The organism is Treponema sp. UBA7567 (assembly GCF_002476655.1).
Classification (GTDB): domain Bacteria; phylum Spirochaetota; class Spirochaetia; order Treponematales; family Treponemataceae; genus Treponema_D.
Map to the genome: position 1 here is coordinate 44,816 of NZ_DLLH01000027.1, position 22,657 is coordinate 67,472.

A 22,657-nucleotide genomic window follows, 5' to 3' on the forward strand; every position below is an offset into this window, starting at 1 on the left:
AAACACTAAAAATCAATATTTTATTTTTACAGACCACATCCACCGTCAAGCCGGCTGCTCCGGGTTCGCTCACGCTCATCGTCCTCGGCAAGCCTGCGGTCGACTGCGCCCTGCGCATCCGGGGTAAGTTTTTTTTTACAAAGCAGGCATTTTTTGCTCAAGACAACAACCTTTTTTAGATTCTTTTTATAGAAAATTTTGAAAATCTGTTATAAACTTTTATTCACATTTTTATGAATTATTCAGACTCTGCAAATTTTGACGAAAATCCCGAATTTCTTACTACTCAAATAATCACATATCTTGGAAACAAACGGCGTCTTCTTGAGCACATAGAAAAAGAAATTCTTCTGATTGCAGAAAAACTCAACTGTCAAAAACTTGTCTGCGCCGACCTTTTTTCAGGTTCTGGAATCGTTGCCCGGATGTTAAAAAAATATTCATCAAATTTAATCGTGAACGACCTTGAAAATTATTCCGCGGTCATAAACGGCTGCTATCTTATAAATAAAAAAGATTTTCCCATTCATGAATATTCGGCTTTAAAAAACAAAATCGAAGAACTCTGTTCTATAGAAAAAATTCCCGGCATAATTTCGCAAAATTACGCTCCAAAAAACGACAAAGACATTCAAAAAGGCGAACGCGTGTTTTACACACAACAAAATGCACTTTTAATCGACACATACCGAAAACTCATCGACGATGTTATCAAAAAAGAATCCTTAAAAAAATTCTTTCTTGCGCCCTTAATCACAGAAGCGTCAATTCACGTAAACACAAGCGGGGTTTTTAAAGGTTTTTATAAAGACAAAAACACCGGGATCGGTTGCTTTGGCGCAAGCGGAAAAAATGCGCTTTCAAGAATTTTTGGAAAAATCGAATTAAAGACGCCTGTTTTTAGCAATTTTGAGTCCGGCCTGGAAATTTTTCAAAAAGATGCAGTCGCGCTCTCAAAAGAATTAAAAAGTCTCGACATAACGTATCTCGATCCGCCTTACAATCAGCATCCTTACGGTTCAAACTATTTTATGCTCAATCTTATTTTAAAAAACAAACTCGATGCAAACATAAGCAAAGTAAGCGGAATCGTTCAAAACTGGAACCGTTCGGTTTTTAACAAGCCGTATGCCGCCTTAAATTCAATGGAAGAAATTATTTCAAGCATTTCAAGCAAGTATGTAATAATTTCATACAATTCTGAAGGTTTTATAAGTTTTGACGAAATGTCCGGAATGCTAAAAAAATACGGAAACCTAAAAACCGTAGAAATCAAATACAACGCTTTTCGAGGAAGCCGCAACCTTAAAAACCGCGACATTCACGTCCGCGAGTATCTTTTTGTTTTAGAAAAATAATTTTAGCAGAAAAAACCTCTCTTTCTGCTTTTTTGAGCAACCAGGTCTAAAAAGTTGACAAATCGCCAGCCGCTCATTAAACTAACATTTGTTAGTTTGTTAGGTTTTTATTATGGAGAAAAGTTAATGCCGGCTGAAAAAATCACCCATGAAAAAATTATTCACGCGGTTTTAGACTGTGCATTTATAAAAAGCGTAGGCGGAACTTCACTTGCAGATATTGCTGGCAAACTAGGAATCAAAAAAGCAAGTCTTTACAATCATTATGAATCACGCGAAGCTATTCTCGATGATACAATTCGTTTTTGCGGTGAATATCTAAAAAAAACAGCTCTAATTCCTTCCGAAATGACAGCAACAGCACAAAAATACACAGCAGAAGCAGTTTTAAAAGGAATTGTTCATCGCTGGATTAAAATAAACGAAAAAGAACCTCTTCTTCAGATTTATTCTTTTATCGAAAGCGAAAAATATTTTTCACCAGAAGCGGCGGCCATTTCAAAAGAATCCAGAACAAAACTTTTAAACCAGACAATAATCGCCTTAAATAGTTTAATTAAAGCAAAAAAAATTTCACCGGCTACAAAAAATGCAATTTCGATTCATGCAGAAATTTTTACAAATATGCTTTTTAGCCTGCTTGATAAATATATTGTAGAAAAAAAAATTTACATACGTTCAAATCCCCAGTCAGGCGATGGAGAACTTTTTAGCGCGCTTCCATTTGAACCAGATTTTACCCAAATCGACCCTCTTTTAGAAGAATTCTGCAAAATCCTGTAAAAATCAAAATAAAATTTTAAACAGTGGAAAATAAATTTTTTTAGTAATATAATTAACCCTATGACATTTTAACAAATTGTGTCATTTTGGTGCTATTGCAATTTGGAGGCAATATGGAAAAAACTCTGCCAAGGATGTTCAGAGAAACTGCAAAAAAATATCCTGAATTAACTGCTCAAATGTCGCGTCTCAGCGAAGGCGTTTGGGACAGCATTTCTTATAAAAACGCATTCGAAATCTCAAAAAATTTTGCCGGCGGTCTTCTTTCAATTGGAATAAAACGTGGCGATCACATCGGCATGGTTTCCGACAACCGAAAAGAATGGCAGCAGATAGACATGGGGCTTCTTTCAATCGGTGCAATTGACGTTCCTCGCGGTTGCGACGCAACAATTGGCGATCTTGAATATATTCTGTCATTTGCAAAAACTCAGACCGTAATTGTCGAAAATAAATCTCAGATTTCTAAAATTCTTGGAATTAAAGATAAACTTCCGCTTTTAAAAACTTTTATCGCAATCGAAGATCAGGACGAAAAAACTTTTGAAGAATGTAAAAATTCTGGAATAACACTTTTTACTTTTAATCAGATTGAAGAAAAAGGTGAGGAATTCAATCAAAAAAATCCGGAGACTGTCGATGAAGAAATCAATAAAGGACAGTGGGACGACCTGGCTTCGATTATCTTTACTTCAGGAACAACAGGACAGCCAAAGGGCGTAATGCTCACTCACGGAAACTTTTTATCGCAGCTCGAAGATATTGACGAAAGAATTTGGCTTAATCCGGGCGACCGCGGAATTCTTGTGCTTCCAGTCTGGCACGCCTTTGAACGCTCTGTTGAATATGTAGTTTTTTCCCAGGCGGCAACCTTGTGCTATTCAAAACCAATCGGTCAAATTCTTTTGCAGGACTTTAAGTCTCTCGACCCGCAGGTTTTGCCGGCAGTTCCACGCGTAATCGAAGCAATTTACGATGGAATTTACAGAAAAATGCGAAAAACAGGAGGAATAACTCTCAAAGTTTTCAATTTCTTTGTAACAGTTGCGCTTTTCCATTCAAAACTCGACCGTGTTCTTTTTGATAGAACCACACGCTACGGAATGGACAAGAGATGGCTGCAGTGGCCGGCATTTGTTATTCCATGGCTTTTGCTCTATCCAATAAAATTGCTCGGCGGAGCAATCGTTTTCCGTAAAATCCGTGCAATGCTCGGAAAACACTTCCGCGGAGCAGTTGCAGGTGGAGGCGCTCTTCCTCCAGCAATTGACAAATTTTTCTGGGCAATCGGAGTTCCTCTCGTGGAAGGTTACGGCCTTACAGAAACTTCTCCGATTATTTCGGTTCGGCCGTTTAACAGGCCGGTTCTTGGCAATGTTGGCCGTCCAATCCGTGAGCTTGCGGCAAAAGTTGTTGATCCTGCAACAGGAAAAGAAGTTCCACGTGGCAAAAAAGGCGTATTGCTTGTAAAAGGTCCGACAGTAATGAAAGGTTACTACGAACGTCCAGACCTTACAAAAGAAGTTATTGACGAAAACGGATGGTTCAATACAGGCGACTTGGCTCGTCTTACGGCAAACGGTGAAATCGTTTTGTGCGGACGCATAAAAGACACGATTGTTCAGCTTGGCGGCGAAAATATTGAACCTGTTCCTATCGAAATGAAAATTCAGGAATCGCGTTACATAAAAACAGCAGTTGTTGTAGGTCAGGACCAGCGGTATCTGGCAGCGCTCATAGTTCCAGAAAAATCCGAAATCGAACAGTTTGCACAGGACGCAAAAATTTCGTACAAAAAATACGAAGATTTAGCAAAAAGCCTGGAAATAAAGCGGCTGCTCGAAAGCGAGGTAAGCCAGCGTGTAAATTCCAAAAATGGATTTAAAATGTTTGAAAGAATCAACAAAATTGCAGTTCTTCCAAAAGAATTTGAAGTTGGCGTTGAGCTTTCAGCAAAACAGGAAATAAGCCGCTATAAAATAAACGCAATTTACGCTTCTGAAATAAAAAAACTATTTAAAGACTAAAAAAAACAGCCCGGTTGTAAAAATCGGGCTGTTTTTCTTTCTAATTTTGTAAAAAAAAGCACTGTATCCAAATTTATTTTTTTATTAAAATAATTGTATGGATTTTTTACAGTTTGATGATGTTACATTTTCTTATCCGCCAATTGATGGCGATGTTGATTCCAATGGAAAACAGATTGTTCCAGCCCCAGTTTTTGAGCATTTTTCGGGAAGCTTGCCGGGGGGCGGTTTTATAAGCCTTGTAGGTCAGAACGGATGCGGAAAATCTACTTTTTTAATGCTTGCGTCTGGAAGGCTTTTGCCAGACAGCGGAAATATAAAACTTTTGGGAAAGAATCCTGCAAAACTTAATCAGGAAGAAAAAAATCTTCTTGCAAGCGTTATCTACCAGAATGTTGAATTTGACACTGAAGACAAAACTGGAGAGCTTCTTGCTCAGGTTTATTCTGCAGGAGCATTAAAGAACAACGCAAAAGCAATACGTTCTGACGGTGATTTGCTTGCAGAAATTATCGGGATTTTTGAACTCGGCTCGCTTTTGGAACGTCCGCTTACACATTTGAGCAAAGGCGAAAAACAGCGAGTAATTCTTGCATTCAGTCTGTTGTACGGAAGCGCCTCTGTTTTTATGGACGAGCCAATGTTTGCAATGGAAGACCGCCAAAAAGAAAACGCCCTCGCCTATCTTAAAGAATTTGTAGAAAAGACCGGGACTACAATTTATTGTTCCATGCACGAGCTCGACCTTTCTAAAAAATATTCCGACTACGTTTTATTGTTCTATCCTGGAAGAGAAATGGCTTTTGGAACGCCGGAAGAAGTTTTGACACCAAAAGATTTGGAAAAAGCATATCAAATTCCTGCGGAAATGCTCAAACACAAAGAAGATATGACCCGCGAACAGTTAAGAGCCGTTGCAAAGACAATTGACGAGCAATTTTCCAAAAAAAACTAGGAAGTGGCGCAAAACCCGTTCTTTTTACCTGTGCGCTAAAGCGCACGTCCGGGCTTGTAGCCCGGATGCTTGCATGCTTCGCATGCTGCGGCTTTTGCTTACGCAAAACCCGTTCTTTTTACCTGTGCGCTAAAGCGCACGTCCGGGCTTGCAGCCCGGATTGGAAGGGTGCGGAGCATCCGCGTTAGCGGATGTAGCGAAAGCGGAACCCTGGAAAGCCGGTTTTTGCGACAACTGGACGGTTCTGTCTGGCAAATATTCCTTTTGCAAAAAATGCGCTCCAAAATATAAAAATCCTTGATTATTTTTTTTATATCGTTTAATTTTTGCTATCAGAATTCTTGGAGTTTTTATGAATTATATAAATCTTGATATGCCAAAAGCCGGCGATACTGTTGTTGTCGGAATGTCGGGCGGTGTTGATTCAACTTTGACCGCTCTTTTGCTCAAAAACAATGGGTGTAAAGTAATTGGAGCAACAATGTCCATTTGGGACGGAAGATTGCCAGAAGTAAAGACTGACAAACCGGTTCGGGAAGCCTGCTATGGTCCTGGAGAAGAAGAAAATATTGCCGAGTGCGAAAAATTCTGCAAAGAACACGACATTGAGTATCACGTTATCGACGTAAAAGAAACTTACAGAAAAGTCGTTCTTGAATATTTTAAAAGCGAATATCGTGCCGGCCGCACTCCAAATCCGTGTATTCGCTGCAACCGTTTTATAAAATTTGATGCGCTGCTTGCCGGATTAAAAGAACTTAAAATCAATTTTGACTATTTTTGCACTGGTCATTATGCGCGCGTTGTCCGTCCGGAAACCGGAATCTTTGGGACAGACGCAAAGCCTGCTATGATTGCCGGAGCCGCCGATTCAACAAAAGACCAGACTTATTTTCTTTACCGCCTGCCGTCGGAACTTCTCGAAAAAGTAAGGTTTCCGCTCGCATCTATGAAGAAAAAAGAGGTTTTTGAACTTGCAAAACAGGCAAACCTTGAAGCGGCAAAACGCGAAGAAAGCCAGGATTTTATTCCGCCTGAATATTTTGAAATGCTTTTTAACGACAAACCGAGCGTTCCTGGCGACATCATCGATTTGGACGGTCATGTTCTTGGACGGCACAAAGGAATCGAACACTACACAATCGGTCAGAGAAAAGGTCTTGGCGTTGCATTGAATTATCCGGCTTACGTTCAGCACATTGACGCAAAAAATAATTTGGTTGTTCTGGCAAAAAATGACGACTTAAATTCAAATGCCCTGATTGCAGACGATTTTGTCTGGCCGGCAGGAATTGAACCATCAGAACCTGTCGAAGCGCTAGTGAAAATTCGGCTTGCAAGCAGACCAGCGGCAGCAGTTGTAGAAAAATATATTCCTTCTGAAGACGACAAAACGGTTTATTCTGGAACTCCGTGGAAAATCACTTTTAAGGAACCTCAGCGCGCAGTTGCTCCAGGACAGTCGGCCGTTCTTTATATTGACGGTGTAATTCGTGGCGGTGGCGTAATAAGCCGTACAATTGAATAATAAAAACGAGTGTAATAGTAATTGAAAAAAAAGCAAAAAAAAATGCTGGAAAACTGAACATTTGTTCTAATTCCAGCATTTTTTGTTTATTTGCAAAACCAGCCATTAAAAGCCAATTCTACGTTTTTTACAAATCAAAAAAATTATTTTGCGTCCGAATTTGCAGAAGATGAATTTCCGTAAGTGTAAGAATATTCATTTATGTCGATGAGTTCGTTTACAGTTGTTCCGAATTTCTGAGAAACGGCATAAGTTGTAGTTCTTGCAACATTTCCTTTGTCATCGTATTTATAAATAATTCTCTTTACAAGTTTGTTTGATTCGTTGTAAGTCTGCTCTTCTGTAACCGAATATTTTTCGTCAAAACGGAATACTACTTTCTGAGTAACAGTTCCATCAGAAAGAGGATAAGAAATTTCAGAAAGTTTTCCGGCATCGTTGTAAGTGTAAACGCGTTTTTGCTGCAAAGAACCGTCTGCGTTGTAAGAACAAACTTCGCTGTCGCGTCCTGCATCGTCAAATTTTACAATTGTTTTTCCGAGAAGTGCTCCGTCCGCATTGTAATATGCTTCTTCGCTTTGTTTTTCTGGGCTTATTTTCCAGATACTTTTGTTAACGAGCATATCGCTTGCATTGTATTCAGATTCTTCGGTTTTGTTTCCGTTTGAATCGTAAACTGTAACTGTTTTCCAGCTTATTTTTCCGTCAGAATCAAATCCTGTCGTTGATGTTAAATTTCCAGCAGCATCGTAAGCAAAAACTAAACGGTCAACAACTGCGCCCTTTGCCGTAAATTCAGAAGTTTCTGTCTGTCTTCCGTTTGCGTCAAAGACATGAAGGTATTTTGCCTTTGGAGAACGATAATACTCACCAAATTTTTCAGTAATCGTATAAGTGGTTTTTGTATAATCCTTAACAGGTGCAGAAAGAGAAACAGCAGCGGCAGGATCAAAAGCATAAATATTGAATGATAAAGCGGCAACTGTCATAGCGATAAATGTTTTTTTCATTTTTAATTCCTCCGGATTCTGTTTTATTATCGGCAATTTTTATATATTATTGTAACTAATTGTATAAAAAACCTTTAAAAATTTCAATTTTAAGGTTTTTGAGGTTGAATTATGGACTTTTTTGAACTGAATGCTTTTTTAACTCTTTCAAAAACTCTTCACTTTGCAAAAACCGCCGAAAAAATAAATTTAAGTCCTTCTGCCCTCAGCCGTTTGATTACAAGGCTAGAAGACGAAACTTCCTGTCAGCTTTTTGAACGCAATAACCGCGAAGCCGCGTTAACAGAAAAAGGAAAGAAATTTGCCGAATTTGCGGAAAAGTGCCTGCAACAGAAGGAAGATGTTTTTGCAAAATTGAATTCATCAAAATCTCTCATAACCGGAACCTTAAAAGTTTATGCTTCTGTAACGGCCTGCTATTCAATTATGCCGCCGTTTTTGCAGAAAGTTGCGGAGCGTTTTCCAGACTTGCATTTAAATGTTCAAACGGGAGATCCTGCTGGTGCAATTCAAGCTGTAAAAAACGGAGAAGCCGATGTAGCCGTTGCGGCAATTCCAGAAACGGGGCTGAGCGGAATAGATTGTATTCCTGTAAGAAGCACACCTCTTGTCTTTGCAGCAAGCACTGGAGGTCCGTACGAAAAAGTGAGCGGCAGCCCTCAGGACATTGTCTCTTCAGTACCGCTAATTTTGCCAAAAACAGGATTGGCCCGCGAACGTTTTGACCGCTGGATAGAATCACGCAACGTCAAAGCTCAAATCGCCGCCGAAACCGAAGGAAACGAAGCAATCATGGCATTGGTTCAGCTCGGACTAGGAATCGGACTTGTGCCTCACATTGTGCTTACAAACGGGCCTTATGAAAAAGGATTTACCTGCCACGCTGCCGGAAACGCGCTCGGCTCTTACGAAGTCGGATTTATTCAAAAAATACAGTATTCCGGAAGCGAATCTTATAAAAAGATGCGGCAGGCAATCGATAAAATTTTACATGAATGACTACTTAAACTGCTTATCAAGCCAGTCAAAAGCCGCTTTTTGCTGTTCTGCCGGGAAAGCGTGTTCCATGCCAGGCACAATTTCGGTCTTTAACTTGTCGCCGGCATTTGCAGCAGTCCAAATTTTATGAACTTTTTCGTATGCCTCTTCAGTTCCTGCATTTGGATTTACAGCGTCCTTATCTCCGCCAATAAAATACATTGGTTTTGGAGCAGCAAGCCCAGCGATGTCTGGATAATCCAGGAATTTTGCTATTGTCGGGTGCAACATTGAATATGCAGAATTTCCCTTCAACTGACCATCTTTTTCTACGATATGACCTTTCATCGTACCAAACCAGCAAACAGAGACCCCAGCCTTAATGTCGTCGCTGATTGCGGCAAGCTGCCAAGAACGGAAACCGCCCATGCTAAAACCGATGCAGGCAACGCGCTCTTTATCTACCTGAGGCAAACTTGCCAAAAATTTTGCAGCCCGGCAGTCTTCCTGGGCAATAAGTCCTGCAAAACTTGTTCCCATGTTGAACATATTTGAAGCCAAAGACTGCTGGCTTCCTGTGCTGAAATTTTTAACTGAACGGTCGCCCCAGCCAAGCGCATCAAAGCTCAAAACAACATAACCGCGCTTTGCAAGTTCGTCGCCAGGATAAAGGTCGGAAAAGTATTGATTTGCCCAGGCTTTTGAATTCTTGATTTTTTCGTACAAATCCTTGCTTTCTGGAGAAAGTTTTGCAGCTTCAATGCTGGCTTCCTTGTTGCTCTTGATTTTTAGAATTTTTTCTACTGCCTTGTCTGAAGAAAAAGCCCTTACCATTTTTTCTTTACCAATGGCAAAATTTGAACCGTGGTCGTGGAGCATAAGGGCGGCAGGAAAAGTCTGTCCTTTTTTCCCATTAGGAAGCAAAAGATATGCAAGAACACGGCTGTCCTGAGAAATATTAAAAACCACTTTCTGGGCAGTGTAGCCGTCACGCTTTTCTGATTCCAAAACAACCATATCGAACGGCGTTTTGTCATCTTCCTGAATAATAAGTTCTCGTGCTTTTTCGAGTCCTTCTTTTTTCCACTGGTTAAAATCAACGCCATCTTTGTAACCCATTTTAAAAGTCCAGCGAGATTTTATGTTTTCATAAAAAACAGGCAGACAGCGCTCCGAAGCATTAATTTCCTGAGTCACGTACTCTTTACTCCCTTTTGCAAACACACTGAATGCAAAAAAAGCAGCAAATACTGCAAAAAATGATTTTTTTAGAAGTCTTTTCAAGCGAACCTCCATGCGAAAAGTTCCGCAACTTTTTAGAATTTCCGCGAATTTCAAAAATTCACTATTAAAGAATACGATGAGATTTTGAATAAAAATATATAAAATATGCTAAAAATGTGTAAAAAATAAAAATATTACGCTTTTTTACCGATTGGCTGGCCGTATTTTACTGTTATTTCCTTGCCATTTGCAGTCTGAGCAAAAATTTCTTCATCAAGTTTTATCGTATTTTTTCTAAAAAGCATGACGATTGTTGAACCGTGAAGGTCAAAATAACCTTTTTCTTCACCTTTAGAAAAAGTGTAATTTTCGTGATGATTTTTTATTCCGCCTACGCTAAATGCGCCTACTTCAACCTGGGCGACATCTCCAAAATTCTGCGTATGCAAAATCGTCCAGCTGCGCCGGTTTTTTGTATAAACTTTAAAAGTCCGGCAGCAAACCGGCTGAACCGAATACAATTTTCCTTTTAAAAAATGATTTTTTTCAAGCGAGCCTGAATCAATGTAGCAATAGCGGTGATAATCAGTTGCAGCAAGCCGAAAAATAAGCGCATTTCCGTCAGAAAAAGTTTTGTCAAATTCATCTGTTTCAAAAAAATCCTTAAGCGCATAGTCAAAGCCTTTTATTTTAAAAGTTGAATTTTCTTCTATATTGAATACGCTAAGAGCGCTGTCACAAGGCGAAACCAAAGTTTCTGGCGATAATTCCGGCTTACGAGAATTATCTTTTCTTGTAAAAAAATCATTAAACGACTTGAATTTAACACCGGCAAAAGCCGACATATCAATATTATTTTTTTTTATAAAGCCTTTTATAAAAAATTTGCTCAAAGGTGAACGTAAAAATGCTCCTATAATTTTAGGAATTTGCAAAAAAAGCGTCAAATTATACAAAAAACGTCCAAAAGAAGAACTGCACAAAAATACGACAGATTTACTGTTTCCCGGTTCGTTGCCATAAAAATCAATTGCACTCATAATCACATTCTAACAAATAAAAAAAAATTTGTCCGCCAGAGACTTTTTTGCCTGCACAATTTTTATTCAACTTTTATATTTTTTTGTGTTTCATTATAATTTTATTCTATGAATGACAATCTTATTTCGCTAAAAGACGTGCGTGTTCAGGATTTGCACGGAACAAAAATTGAATCACTTGACTGGCAGATGCAAGCTGGAGAAGCATGGCTTGTTATCGGGCCGAATGGCGGCGGAAAAGCAGATTTTTTACAGGCTCTTGCCGGTGAAAAACAGTTTATAAACAACAAGACAAATAAAGTCGAAGACACGATTTTTGAAAAATCAACAGAAACAGTTTCTCTTGAACGTGCGGCTCTTTTAATTCAGGAAGAACGCGATTTGGATGAATCTGAATATATCAATAAAATTGATGAAGGCCGTTCCGGAAGACGATTTATCTGCGAAGTTTTGGGTGGTCCTGACGCAAAGCACAGACATCTCCCTTTGCCAGCAATCGGCGAACGGCTGGAAACTTTGCCGGAAGTAAAACTGTGCGGAGTCGAAAAAATTCTTGACCGCGGACTAAAATTTATGTCGACAGGCGAAATTCGCAGGACACTTTTATGCCGCGCGCTGCTTTCTGGAAAAAAATTGCTGATTTTGAGCGACCCGTTTGCTGGTCTTGACGCACAGAGCCGTTCAATTCTTTTGGAATTTTTCCAGACAATGGTAGGCAGACAAAACAGCGGGAGTTTGAACGGAACTTCCATCATCATGGCAATGGAACGTTACCACGAAATTCCTCGGACAATTACAAATGTTTTGGAATTTACGGACAAAAAAAATTCATTCTGCGGAACAAAGGCTGAATACGAAAAGCTCATAGAACAGCGCAATATTCAAAAAAATGCGAACCGAAAGTCAGAAAAAGAGGCGTTTTTGAGCGAGCTTTCCGAAGCACAGAATTCGATTTCTCAGCAAAATACGGTTTCTGCGGAACATTCTCTTGTATATATGAATCAGGTAAATGTTGGCTGGGACGGACATGAAGTTTTAAAGGATTTCTCATGGGAAGTTCTTCCAGGCGAGCACTGGTTTATTCGCGGTCCGAACGGTTCAGGAAAAACAACGCTCTTGGAACTCATAACTGGCGACAACAAGCAAGTTTTCTGCAACGACATCTGGCTTTTTGGACGAAAACGAGGAACTGGAGAATCAATTTGGGACATCAAAAAAAATCTCGGAATCGTAAGTTACCGTCTTCATGTTGAATACAGAATGGTAGGTGGCACAGAGCTCGAAAACGTAATAATTTCAGGCTTTCACGATTCAATCGGTTTGTACGAAAAAAAGACAGACATGGAAATCGCCGCGGCAAAAAAATGGTTAAAACTGGCAGGTTTTGAAGGACGCGAACACGAATCTTTCGGAAACTTGAGCTATGGAGAACAGAGGGCAATTCTTATAATCCGCGCAGCTGTAAAATCTCCAAAAATTATGATTCTTGATGAACCATGCCACGGCCTCGACGAACAATATCGCCAAAAAATTCTCGATCTGCTCGAAACAGTTGCAAATTCTGGAACAACAACTCTTTTGCACGTGACCCATGATCCGACAGAAGTTCTCGAAGCTGAAAAACATATTTTGGAACTGTGCCCGGGCGAAAAACCGATGTACAAAATCATTGTAAAAAAATAATATATGTTTTTTTCATAACTACTACGCTAAAGGCTCAAGTTTTTCGTAAAAACTTGAGTTTTAGACCTTTTTTGCCGATAATAGACAATATGGATTCATTAGCCCTTGTTATAGCAATCGCCATTGCAATCGGTTTTGCAGCAATTTTGGTCGCCTTTGGAACAAGAAAAACCGGAAGCAAAAAAGGCAAGACAAAAAAACGTGCTCAAATTATACGTGAAGCAACCCGGAAACTTGCTCAGGATCCTCATAATCCCGATGGACTGATTGCATTAGGAAATATTTATTTTAACGAACACTCATGGGAAAAAGCATATCAGATTTACGACACAATGCTAAACATAGCACCGGCCCATACGCAGATTGACCCGTTTCTTGCAGCTTTAAGACAAGGAATTTGCGCCTTTAAGCTAAATAAAATTCAAGATTCGTTCCGCGGACTTTCGGCAGCTTTTCAAATAAATCCTTCAAATTTTGACGTAAATTACAACCTCGGACTCGCATTCTATGCAAACAAAGATTATGACAAGGCAACCGCCTGTTTAAAAAAAGCGCTCATTGCAAGACCTGACGCTCTCAACGTAAATGCGCCGTTAGGAATGGCTTTGTACAATGCTCATCATTTTAAGGAATCGTTGCCGTTTTTAAGGCGTGCACTCGATGAAAACCCAGACAACAAAGAAGCGCTTTTCAGTATGGCAGATGCAATGCAGGAATGTGGATACGGCGACAAGGCAATGAAAGTATTTCTTCACTTGCGTCCAGATCCAGAATATGGAGCACGATCCTGTCTTGCGGCAGGACTTATGCATTCAAAGGCAGCTCAATACGAAAAAGCACTTCAGGACTTTGAAATCGGCATAAAACATCAGAATATTCCTCCGGAAACCGCTCTTGAACTCCGTTACCGCTATGCTCAAGCCTGTTTTGCAACAAAAAATATTGCAACAGGAATTTCGCTTTTGCGAGAAATTCAGACAATGACGCCTTCATACAAAGACGTTGCACAGCTTTTAAACCGGTATGGAGAATTAAATAAGAACAAAAATCTTCAAATTTATCTTATGAGCAGCACTTCGGACTTTGTAGCTCTTTGCCGTAAAGTAGTAATGACTTATTATCCGCGGGCGCTCGTAAAAATACAAGATATTTCTGTTGAACCAGACCATGTAGAAATTCTACTTACAGTAGACACAAACCGTTGGGAAGATACCGAAATTTTCCGTTTTTATAGGACAACCGGTTCAATTGGCGAGCTTTTTATCCGCGATTTTCAGGCAAAGGTAAGCGAAAGCAAGGCTGACCGAGGAATATGTTTTACAGCAGGAACATACACCGATGAAGCGCAAAAATATTCCGAAGGCCGTCCAATTGACTTAATCCAAAAAGACGGACTTATAAAATTATTAAAGAAAGTTGATGCGTCGTAAAAAAAATGCTGAACGCCTTTCAAAATTCATAAGACGCTCAGCATATAAAATTTAACGAAACAATTTAGTTCTTAGAATCTTTTAGTTCCTTTACAAAATCTGCAATTCTGTCGAGGGCAATTTTCATTTTTTCAATTCCAGTTGCATAACAGCAGCGAATATGCCCTTCACCGCCAAGCCCAAAGACGCTTCCTGGAACAACTGCGACATTATGCTTTTGAAAAAGTCTAGTTGCAAACTCTTCCGAAGAAAGTCCTGTCGAAGAAATATCCGGGAACATATAAAATGCTCCTTTTGGCTCAGGAACTGGCAACCCCATATCGCAAAAAGCCTTGTACATTAAATTTCTTCTCTGTTGATAACTTATGCGCATTTTTTCAACATCTTTCCAGCCGTGGCGCAAGCCTTCTACAGCCGCGTATTGAGAAAAAATCGGCGCGCAGATCGTGTTGTAACCGTGAAGTTTTACAATTTGCTGCAAAAGGTCGGCAGGAGCAGCAATGTAACCAATTCGCCAGCCTGTCATAGCAAAAGATTTAGAAAAACCGTTCAAAATAATCGTGTAATCTTTCATCCCCGGAAACGAACCAATAGAAACATGCTGTGCATCTTCATAATGAAGCTCACAATAAATTTCGTCCGAAATACACCAAATCTGATTTTCTACGATAACTTTTGCAATTTTTTCAAGCTCTTCTGCAGGAATCATAGTTCCAGTCGGATTATTTGGAGAACAAATCATGACAGCTTTTGTTTTTGGAGTAATTGCATCTTTAATCTGCTGAGCAGTCGGATAATAACCGTTTACACCAGAATCAATTGGAATTACCTTAACCTGACACAGTTCTGCCAAAGGAACATAGTTTACATAACAAGGCTGAACGACAATCAGTTCGTCACCAGGATTGAGAATTGCGCGCAAAGAAGCATCAACTCCTTCGCTTGCGCCAACCGTAACGAGAATTTCATTTTTTGGATTGTAGTAAAGCTCATATCTTTCCATATATCTTGAAATTTCTTCACGAAGCTCAAGCAAGCCCCAGTTTGAAGTATAAGAAGTGTGGCCTTTTTCAAGATGATAAAACGCTTCTTCGCGCATAACCCACGGAGTAGGAAAATCCGGCTCGCCTACAGAAAGAGAAATTACGTCATCATGCCCAATCAGCATTTCAAAGAATTTGCGGATTCCTGACGGAGGAATGTTCATCATTGATTTAGAAAATTTATCGGGTCTGTTGTTCATTTTTATGCCATGACTCCTTCGCGACGGTCAGTTTCGTCTTCAACGTAGAGAACATCATTTTCCTTGTATTTTTTTAAAAGAAAATGTGTTTTTGTCGAACGTACACCGTTCAAAGTCGAAAGTTTGCTCGAAACAAAACCTGCAACTTCTTTTAAGTTGTCGCCTTCGATTACAACCTTTAAATCATAGCCACCGCTCATCAAATAAAGCGACTTAACCTGCGGAAATCTGTAAATTCGTTCGGCAAGCGCATCAAAACCGTGTTCACGTTCAGGCTGACACTGAATTTCAATTTCGGCAACAACCTTATCTTTATTCGCTTCGTCTTTTTCTGGATTTATAATGGCGGCGTATTTTAAAATAACACCTTCGCTTTCCAGTTCGGCAATAATTTTTTTAACCTCATCTGGAGTTTTTTTCGTCATTGCGGAAATGTCTTCAACAGAAAGACGCGCATTTTCACGCAAAAGTTCAAGAATTTCTTCCTTGCCGTCCATTTTTTTACCTCGAAAAAATAAATATATGCAATTTTAGCACAGAAAAACGACTTTTTGAATATTTTAAAACCAATTTGCGCCCAATTTGAAATATTTTCGAAAAAAATCCAAAAATTGCATTCCCACAAGAAATTGCGAGCTTAAGGAAAAAAATCACTAATTCAGTATTTTGTCTTCAAAGTTGAATTTTGCGTTATATTTCTTTATTATATTAGAAGATTTATTGGGTTTGTCCCGAAAGGATTTTTTATGAAAAAACTGAGTATTCTTTTGGCTAAAGGAAGAATTTACGAATCTGTTGTTGAACTTTTAAAAGATGTCGGCATTTCAATTTATTTGCCAGACCGCACATATTATCCGATTACAAATCAGGACGACCTGGCTTTTCAGGTTGTAAAACCGCAAATTTCCAGTGCGCTGCTTGCCGACAACCGTGCCGATGTTGCTTTTTCGGGAAAAGACTGGGTTTTTGAAAACGGAGTTCAAGATCAGGTTGAAGAAATCATGGACTTGGGTTTTGATCCAGTGCGCATTGTCGTTGCAGTTCCAGAAACCGTAGATTTTGACGCGCTTCTCAAAAAACCGGTTACAATTGCAACCGAATACCAGAATTTGAGCCGTTTTTGGGCAAAAGGCAAGAACGTTGATGGAAAAATTTTCCGCACATGGGGAACTTCAGAAGGATTTGTTCAGGACAACGAACAGGCTCTTGCTCAGATTTTGATAGACAATACTTCGACAGGTTCAAGTTTGCGCGCAAATCACCTTAAAATTTGTGACACAATCATGGAATCTTCGACAAGAATGTACGCTTCTAAAGAGGCGTTAAAAGATCCTGAGAAAAAACAAAAAATCATGGAGCTTAAAATGCTTTTTGAAGCAGTTCTTGCAGCACGTAGCCGCGTAATGCTCGAAATGAACGTTTCAAAAGACAATTTTGATGCGCTTATTAAAGGAATTCCTGCAATGAAAAGCCCGACAGTTTCGCCACTTTTTGGCGACAACGGTTATGCAGTAAAAATTGCCGTAAAAAAGAGCGAAGTTCCGACTCTCCTCCCAAAATTGCATCAGCTTGGGGCAACTGATATTCTCGAATACGAACTGAGAAAGGTTATGCAGTAATTAAAAAAAATTACTCCTACAAAAATCACTTAAGGAACCATTTTTTATGGAAAGAATAGCAGAAATTGAACGAAACACTAAAGAAACTCAAATAAAATTGATTCTTAATCTCGATGGAAGCGGAAAATATACTGTAAAAAATCCAATCGGCTTTTTTAACCATATGCTCAATTCTTTCTGCAAACACGGACTTTTTGACCTTTCCGGAGAAATTTCCGGAGACTTGGACGTAGACCAGCACCATTTGATAGAAGACACTGGAATTGCCCTAGGAATGGCTTTTGCGAAAGCGCTTGGAAACTGCGCAGGAATTTTTCGGACAGGCTATTTTATCTACCCTATGGATGAAAGCCTTTTAAGATGCGGAGTTGATTTTGATTTAATTGAATCCGCATCTACAGAAGAACGAAAAGATGCAACTTCTCAAGTGGCAGTTGACCTTGGAGGACGCCCATACTGCGTATGTAACGCCCAGCTGACAGGAATTCCGCTTTTGAGCCGCGACGAAGACGGAAACGACTACCTTTTCCAGACAGATTGCTTTGAAGATTTTTGGCAAGGATTTGCGGCAAACGCAAAATGCAACATTCATTTAGATACAATCCGAGGCCGTTCCGATCACCACAAAATAGAAGGGCTTTTTAAAGCCGCAGCCAGAGCCTTACGCCAGGCAACAGCAATCGACCCAAGAAGAAACGGGGAAATTCCTTCGACAAAAGGCAAAGTTTAAACGCAGGCTCAGAAAAAAAACGTTGCTGTACTCTAAAAAACAGGCTTGTGCTTCTTTATGCCACAACATGACACATTACAAAAGAAACTTGCGATAGAGAGACAGTCCGCCCTGAATACGATAAAAACATAGCCCTGATTTTTATGATTAAAACCAATTCTAATAATAAAAAGACACGCACATTACTTCATTCTTCTTGCAAAATGAATTGCCGCGAAAATGATGATGAAACCTATTAAAAATTTTAAAACCTCTTGCTTTTCCATAAAATAACCCTTAAACTATTTTTGGAGTATATGCTAAAAAACTAGCCCTTACAAGTTATTTTAAATAGCTTGTAACAAAATGTTACTAAGAGCTGCACAATAATGGCTATGATGGCTTCTCTCAGTAAGTCCAGCAAAAAGGCTTTCAGCCTCTTGCTGGTTAGCGGTTTTCGCTTATGTTTTTTAGACATAAACGCCTCCTTAGACTTTGCTACAGGCATCCACCCTGTAGCAATTTTTTTTCAAAGCATTTAGGGCTTTATCTTGCGACAATATCAAACCCTAGATGGTCTGCAAGTGCTCTAAGCAGCTGCTCATCGCTTATGGCACTTGCAGACTCTGTTTTTGCCAACTTCTGGCGCAAATAATAAAACAGTAAAATTTTCTCCAACACCAAACACTCTCTTTTTGCAGTACGACTCGCAACAAAAAAAACAAATAACTCCATCTCAGCTTTCATAAATACTGCTTCTAAAATTCTCTTTGCTTTAATTTTTATTCACAATTTAACCGGGGACAATATACGTCCTGCTTAGCAGCTTAATATAGCTGCAAGGAGAATATATTTATGGCGTACAAAATGGACTAATCGAAAAAAAACGGCATTATCATTAAATGATGATGAAACTTTATGCGGGTGGGAAAAGGAGTTGCTGGATGAACTCTTTTGAAAATTGCACGCATCAAGATTTGCTTCAAAGAATAAAGCGTATCAGCGAGGCTTGCCATCTGCCTCCGGCAATAGCCAAAGATTTTTTCTACGGCTACCTTGTCGCGGAGCAGGACAAGCCCGGAGTATACAAAAAGCTGACCGGACAATCGCTTGACTTGCCAAAAGCAGGCTGATTTATAAAAGCAAGAAGGAGAATGAGGCTATATTTTGTTCAGAGAGTGAACAATAATATCAAACAAGAATTTCGGACAAAAACAACTGTCTGATGTTCCGCGGAGAGAGTTTATAAAAAAATAATATACAAGAGGTACTTGGTATGAATTTTCTTGAGAGGTTTCTTTATTGGCTTGTAAGCCTTTTCACCCTTAGCAATCTTATAATTTTAGCTTACGTTGTTGTCGTCGCATTTTTCCTTTACGGCATATATGCCGTAAGAACATATAAGTCAAAAATGAGGAAAAAGATAAAGCACCTTCTGGAGAACGCCGAAACAGAGGAGGAACTAGAGGAGCTGAGAGTAACCGGGCTGATTTATAACAAGACATTAAACGCCGCAGTTCCGTTGCTGGTTGCATCTTTCTTCATACTGCTGTCTTTCATAATCGCCCCTTTCAATTTTGAAGACGCCCTTATTCTTTTTCTTGTTACCATATTCATTATTTCGCCTGTCTGCCTTATCGCTATGGCTATCCTTTGTGAGCTCAACATAAAAACACGCCACAAATACGGAGTTTACGACAGAGCCGAGGACGCAAAAGACCACGCACTCGCAGCCTCCGCTTTACTCGTCGTCGCTTCCAACGCGAAAAAATTTGCAGGCTCCGGAAAACGGCAGCTAGACTACTTCAAGAACAAGAAAATCTAGTTCTTATAAAAGTTTGTTATATCAACGCATACAGGGTTGATTCCATTCCTATGTGCGTTGTTTTTTTATGCCTTAACCACGATCATATTCTTTTTCCAACAATGCGCAAATATTGCCAAATTGCAATTTCTTAGACTTTCTTTATAATGTTTTAAAGTAGTTATAAAAATGAACAGGGCTGATCTTCACAATTCTATAATAAATAATTCTCAATTTTCATTTTCTCGTAGCGGTGGAAAAGGCGGGCAAAATGTTAATAAGGTGAATACTAAAGTTCATCTAGTTTTGCCATTGAAATTGCTCGAAGGAATAAACGAAAGCGAACAAAATCGCCTTAAAAGCAAACTCTCTTCCATAATCAATAAAGATTTTTGTCTTTTTCTAGATGTTGATGAAGAACGCTATCAGGAACGAAACCGGCAAATTGCACTGAGCCGAATAGAAAACCGGATAATTCAAGCTCTTGCAATTCAAAAGAAACGAATAAAAACTAAGCCTACAAAAGCCAGCAAAGAGCGCAAATTAAAGCTCAAAAAAATCCGTTCCGAAATCAAAAAAATCCGCGGCAAAATTTGGCAATAAAAATATTGCCCTATCTATTCAAGCCGTTCAAATGCTTTCTTGAATATCTTATGCCAAGGGTTGTCTGCCATTGCCAGCTATAGTCGAAGGGCTGAATATCTTTGTTTGTGCCCAAATTTGCGTTATCCCAGCTGAATGTTCCGTCAAGCAAAAATGTCCAGCGCTCAAAAACTGGAAATTCTACTCCTGCGTTCAAGGCAATTCCTAAATAATTTAAGTGATATTCATCGCTCAACTGGTACATATAATGTAGTCCAGGCGCAAAATTGAATGTTAAATATTTAAACGGTCTCCATTCTTCATACGGTCCTAAAAAGAAATCAAATCCATACAAAATCGTCTGCTTGGCAAATTGCTTCATTCCATTAAACTGATGCAAAAACGGATAAAGCCCTTCCATTCTGAACTTTAAATTGCATAATGATAAATTTTTTGTTTTTGCCGTAAAATATAATCCTGCCAAGGAATCTTGCCAGACAAAATTGCTATTTTTGCTTTCTTTTTGAATTCTGTGTACGTTTAAAAGTGCAAATCCATTGTCAAACGAAAAATAAAATTCTTCATCTAAAAGAGTTTTTTCAACTTTTTCTTTTTTGCTTTCTTCGGCTAAAGAATTTTCATTCGTTTCGCTTTCAGTTATTTCGTTTTCCGCACTTGTTTGAGAAAATAAACTGCACGCACTAAAAATCAATATAAAGGCAAACGCGAATTTTTTCATTTTGTCCGCCTTATTTTGATATATGGTAAAGTGTCATTACGTTTGTAACTCCGCCTTTTGTCCAAGTTATGTACAGCATTGAACCGCGAATATCCCATTCTGTATTTATCGAAACTCCGTCTGTCGTCGAAAAGCAAATTACGTTGTCAACTACCGTATAATCGCCCTGAGTTACAGTTTTTTCTTCTGTATTTGAATCAATTATCGTAGCAACAAAGGTTCCGTCAGAAACAAAAGAAATTTTGTTTCCGTTGTTGTCCGCCCAGGTTCCGTATAACGGAGATGGCACATAACAACTTGCAAAAAGAAAAACCAATTCTGCAAAAATAAGACATTCAAGTGTTTTTTTTATATTTTTCATTCCTGTGTTTAGCATATTAACATTCACCGTAAAAAAAATATCTGTTCTCAAAGTTTTATCTTCCTTCCTCGCCTACCAACCAGTCGACTGTTCCCGATGGAAGAATTTCGTTTCCTTCCAAATCAAAGGTTTTAACTCCGTAAGTTCCGCCGCCAGCAGCACCGCTCTTAATTTCCAAATTTCCGTAATAAGCTTCGCCAGGATACATTCCGCTGCATTTTACTGTTCCGGACATTTTTCCGTTTCCGCTCATATTCGAAGTTGTATCCGTACTTCCGCTTTCAAAACAGAAATAAACTCCAAGCTGTTCATTGTCGTTTATCCAGAAATCTGCGTAATTTGTGTAAGGCATTTTTATTTCCGCGCCAAGCCCCGCAATTTTTGCTGTATATTTGAGAGTTCCAGAAATTGTTCCTTCTACGCTTTCGCTTCCGAGTTTGTCCGTATCGTTTGGTTTGTGCATTAAAGTAAGTTTTTTCTGGCTGCTCATACAGGTTTTGTTGTATTCTCTAAACCATTGATCGCGCGTCAATGCTCCATAACCAAGGCATTTTATATTTTTGAATGCGTCCCCTCCCGCTAAAACCGCATCGTCATATTCAGTCTGTGGATTATTGCCCTTTTTTCCCTGTCCAAGCGAATTTATCGAAACAACCTTATAAAAATACGGAACTCCAACCTTTGTAAGACTTTCGCTGCTGTCGTCAATAAATTCTGTCTCTGTTACGGGATTTTCATTCAACTTTCTAAAACCGCTGCCAGTTTTTGCCGAACGATAAACGTAATAACCGGCAGGCTCGTCTTGAGACGGTTTTTCCCAAGTTATTTTTACAGGATAAATATTGTTTGAATTTGGAACTAAGTCCGAATTCATAAAACTTGTCTTTGAAGCCGTTACATTTTGAGGCGCAGCCGGCATTGGAGAGGCGGCAAAACTCTGCGAACTTTCAAGCCCTTCGGAATTTTCGGTCGAAATTTTAAAATACGGATATTTGTCAATTTCGTACTCAAGATAACCATTTTTGTTTTCAATTCCTTCTATTCCGCTCATAAGTTCAGAATACAAATCTTCCTGACTGCTGCTCACATAAATTTTGTAAGTAAAATTTTTGTGCTGAGAGCCAATTGCCTTTGACCAAACGAGAATAACTTTTTCAGAACTAGAGCCGTCATCAACTTCAACTTCTGCAGGAGCACTGAGCAAAAATCCAAAATTTTCATTTGAATTTTCTGTAAAGGCGCTTTTTATTTCCAGCCCTTCGTCAAGACAAACTGTCTGCACAAAATAATAATAAACCAAACCTGAAGAAACGCTTTTGTCTGTATAAGAAGTCGCCGTCAAATTTGAACCGATTTTTTTATAAACCGAATCTTTTNNATCTTATAACCGCAGTTTCCGAAGTTTTTTCAACTTCTTTCCATTTTATTTTCAATTCTGAAAGGCTTGTTCCAAAACCGTCGGAAACTTCAACTTTTTCGCTAACAGCCGGAGCACCTTCTACCAAAGAATATCCCATGTTCGATTTACTAAAAGAGGATTCAATTCCCAAAGAATTTACCGCTGTAACTTTGTAATAAAATTCA

At 39.1% G+C, this 22,657-nt stretch carries 22 protein-coding genes; 13 read left to right on the plus strand and 9 right to left on the minus strand.

The genetic code is table 11. From position 1 onward, the window contains the following. The first annotated feature begins 233 nt into the window (after positions 1-233). The 5 genes from B3Y13_RS03030 to mnmA all read left to right on the plus strand — a co-directional run bounded on the left by B3Y13_RS03030 (position 234) and on the right by mnmA (position 6,651). On the plus strand, positions 234-1,358 hold the full coding sequence (locus B3Y13_RS03030) for a DNA adenine methylase (protein ID WP_296692657.1): 1,125 nt from the start codon (positions 234-236) through the stop codon (positions 1,356-1,358). Between the two features lie 126 nt (positions 1,359-1,484). Continuing rightward, entirely contained in the window at positions 1,485-2,141 is a 657-nt protein-coding gene (locus tag B3Y13_RS03035) for a TetR/AcrR family transcriptional regulator (protein ID WP_296692659.1), read from the plus strand. Positions 2,142-2,254: 113 nt separating this feature from the next. Continuing rightward, positions 2,255-4,168 (plus strand): AMP-dependent synthetase/ligase, encoded by a 1,914-nt coding sequence (locus B3Y13_RS03040; protein WP_296019238.1) that lies wholly within the window; start codon positions 2,255-2,257, stop codon positions 4,166-4,168. 97 nt (positions 4,169-4,265) lie between these two features. Continuing rightward, entirely contained in the window at positions 4,266-5,123 is an 858-nt protein-coding gene (locus B3Y13_RS03045; RefSeq protein WP_296667229.1) for an ABC transporter ATP-binding protein, read from the plus strand. Positions 5,124-5,475: 352 nt separating this feature from the next. Further along, a complete protein-coding gene (mnmA, locus tag B3Y13_RS03050; protein ID WP_296692662.1) occupies positions 5,476-6,651 on the plus strand; it encodes a tRNA 2-thiouridine(34) synthase MnmA in 1,176 nt (391 codons plus the stop codon). A gap of 143 nt (positions 6,652-6,794) precedes the next feature. On the opposite strand, the gene B3Y13_RS03055 is transcribed toward mnmA, so the two are convergent. Then, positions 6,795-7,661, minus strand: a complete 867-nt coding sequence (locus B3Y13_RS03055; RefSeq protein ID WP_296667224.1) for a hypothetical protein — start codon at positions 7,659-7,661, stop codon at positions 6,795-6,797. Positions 7,662-7,772: 111 nt separating this feature from the next. On the opposite strand from B3Y13_RS03055, the gene ilvY reads away from it, so the two are divergent. Next, positions 7,773-8,660, plus strand: coding sequence for an HTH-type transcriptional activator IlvY (gene ilvY, locus B3Y13_RS03060; RefSeq protein ID WP_296019251.1), 888 nt, complete (start codon positions 7,773-7,775; stop codon positions 8,658-8,660). Here ilvY and B3Y13_RS03065 read toward each other — a convergent pair whose 3' ends face one another. After that, positions 8,661-9,836 (minus strand): dienelactone hydrolase family protein, encoded by a 1,176-nt coding sequence (locus B3Y13_RS03065; protein WP_296692665.1) that lies wholly within the window; start codon positions 9,834-9,836, stop codon positions 8,661-8,663. It abuts the gene before it with no gap. A gap of 221 nt (positions 9,837-10,057) precedes the next feature. Then, positions 10,058-10,903, minus strand: coding sequence for a phosphatidylserine decarboxylase (locus B3Y13_RS03070; RefSeq protein WP_296692669.1), 846 nt, complete (start codon positions 10,901-10,903; stop codon positions 10,058-10,060). Positions 10,904-11,011: 108 nt separating this feature from the next. On the opposite strand from B3Y13_RS03070, the gene B3Y13_RS03075 reads away from it, so the two are divergent. Together B3Y13_RS03075 and B3Y13_RS03080 are read left to right on the plus strand one after the other, a co-directional pair. Next, entirely contained in the window at positions 11,012-12,586 is a 1,575-nt protein-coding gene (locus B3Y13_RS03075; RefSeq protein ID WP_296692671.1) for an ATP-binding cassette domain-containing protein, read from the plus strand. A gap of 89 nt (positions 12,587-12,675) precedes the next feature. Continuing rightward, positions 12,676-14,016 carry a tetratricopeptide repeat protein gene (locus B3Y13_RS03080; protein WP_296019265.1) on the plus strand — a complete coding sequence of 447 codons (1,341 nt, stop codon included), beginning with the start codon at positions 12,676-12,678 and terminating at the stop codon, positions 14,014-14,016. Positions 14,017-14,080: 64 nt separating this feature from the next. Here B3Y13_RS03080 and B3Y13_RS03085 read toward each other — a convergent pair whose 3' ends face one another. Both B3Y13_RS03085 and B3Y13_RS03090 read right to left on the minus strand, forming a co-directional pair. Beyond that, positions 14,081-15,259 carry a pyridoxal phosphate-dependent aminotransferase gene (locus B3Y13_RS03085; protein ID WP_296019268.1) on the minus strand — a complete coding sequence of 393 codons (1,179 nt, stop codon included), beginning with the start codon at positions 15,257-15,259 and terminating at the stop codon, positions 14,081-14,083. Positions 15,260-15,261: 2 nt separating this feature from the next. Beyond that, the gene (locus B3Y13_RS03090; RefSeq protein WP_296019274.1) at positions 15,262-15,756 is read right to left on the minus strand and encodes an Lrp/AsnC family transcriptional regulator; all 495 of its coding nucleotides are present in this window, start codon (positions 15,754-15,756) and stop codon (positions 15,262-15,264) included. 249 nt (positions 15,757-16,005) lie between these two features. On the opposite strand from B3Y13_RS03090, the gene hisG reads away from it, so the two are divergent. Together hisG and B3Y13_RS03100 are read left to right on the plus strand one after the other, a co-directional pair. Beyond that, positions 16,006-16,878 (plus strand): ATP phosphoribosyltransferase, encoded by an 873-nt coding sequence (hisG, locus tag B3Y13_RS03095; RefSeq protein ID WP_078930800.1) that lies wholly within the window; start codon positions 16,006-16,008, stop codon positions 16,876-16,878. Between the two features lie 46 nt (positions 16,879-16,924). Continuing rightward, entirely contained in the window at positions 16,925-17,608 is a 684-nt protein-coding gene (locus B3Y13_RS03100) for an imidazoleglycerol-phosphate dehydratase (RefSeq protein WP_296667203.1), read from the plus strand. 525 nt (positions 17,609-18,133) lie between these two features. Here the strand turns inward: B3Y13_RS03100 and B3Y13_RS03105 are convergent. After that, positions 18,134-18,334, minus strand: a complete 201-nt coding sequence (locus B3Y13_RS03105) for a hypothetical protein (RefSeq protein WP_296667202.1) — start codon at positions 18,332-18,334, stop codon at positions 18,134-18,136. A gap of 197 nt (positions 18,335-18,531) precedes the next feature. On the opposite strand from B3Y13_RS03105, the gene B3Y13_RS03110 reads away from it, so the two are divergent. The 3 genes from B3Y13_RS03110 (at position 18,532) to arfB (ending at position 19,994) form a co-directional block, all read left to right on the plus strand. Further along, the gene (locus tag B3Y13_RS03110; protein WP_296692675.1) at positions 18,532-18,720 is read left to right on the plus strand and encodes a hypothetical protein; all 189 of its coding nucleotides are present in this window, start codon (positions 18,532-18,534) and stop codon (positions 18,718-18,720) included. A gap of 143 nt (positions 18,721-18,863) precedes the next feature. Further along, the gene (locus tag B3Y13_RS03115) at positions 18,864-19,412 is read left to right on the plus strand and encodes a hypothetical protein (protein ID WP_296692677.1); all 549 of its coding nucleotides are present in this window, start codon (positions 18,864-18,866) and stop codon (positions 19,410-19,412) included. Between the two features lie 168 nt (positions 19,413-19,580). Next, positions 19,581-19,994 (plus strand): alternative ribosome rescue aminoacyl-tRNA hydrolase ArfB, encoded by a 414-nt coding sequence (gene arfB / locus B3Y13_RS03120; RefSeq protein ID WP_296019287.1) that lies wholly within the window; start codon positions 19,581-19,583, stop codon positions 19,992-19,994. 10 nt (positions 19,995-20,004) lie between these two features. Here arfB and B3Y13_RS03125 read toward each other — a convergent pair whose 3' ends face one another. From B3Y13_RS03125 to B3Y13_RS03135, 3 genes are read right to left on the minus strand one after another with little or no spacing between them, the layout of a single operon-like run. Continuing rightward, positions 20,005-20,712: a hypothetical protein gene (locus B3Y13_RS03125; protein ID WP_296692682.1), complete on the minus strand. Its 708-nt coding sequence runs from the start codon at positions 20,710-20,712 to the stop codon at positions 20,005-20,007. Between the two features lie 10 nt (positions 20,713-20,722). Beyond that, complete coding sequence (locus tag B3Y13_RS03130; protein ID WP_296667643.1) at positions 20,723-21,124, minus strand: hypothetical protein; 402 nt, start codon at positions 21,122-21,124, stop codon at positions 20,723-20,725. Between the two features lie 4 nt (positions 21,125-21,128). Next, a complete protein-coding gene (locus tag B3Y13_RS03135; protein ID WP_296692684.1) occupies positions 21,129-22,415 on the minus strand; it encodes a fibronectin type III domain-containing protein in 1,287 nt (428 codons plus the stop codon). Positions 22,416-22,657: the final 242 nt, after the last annotated feature.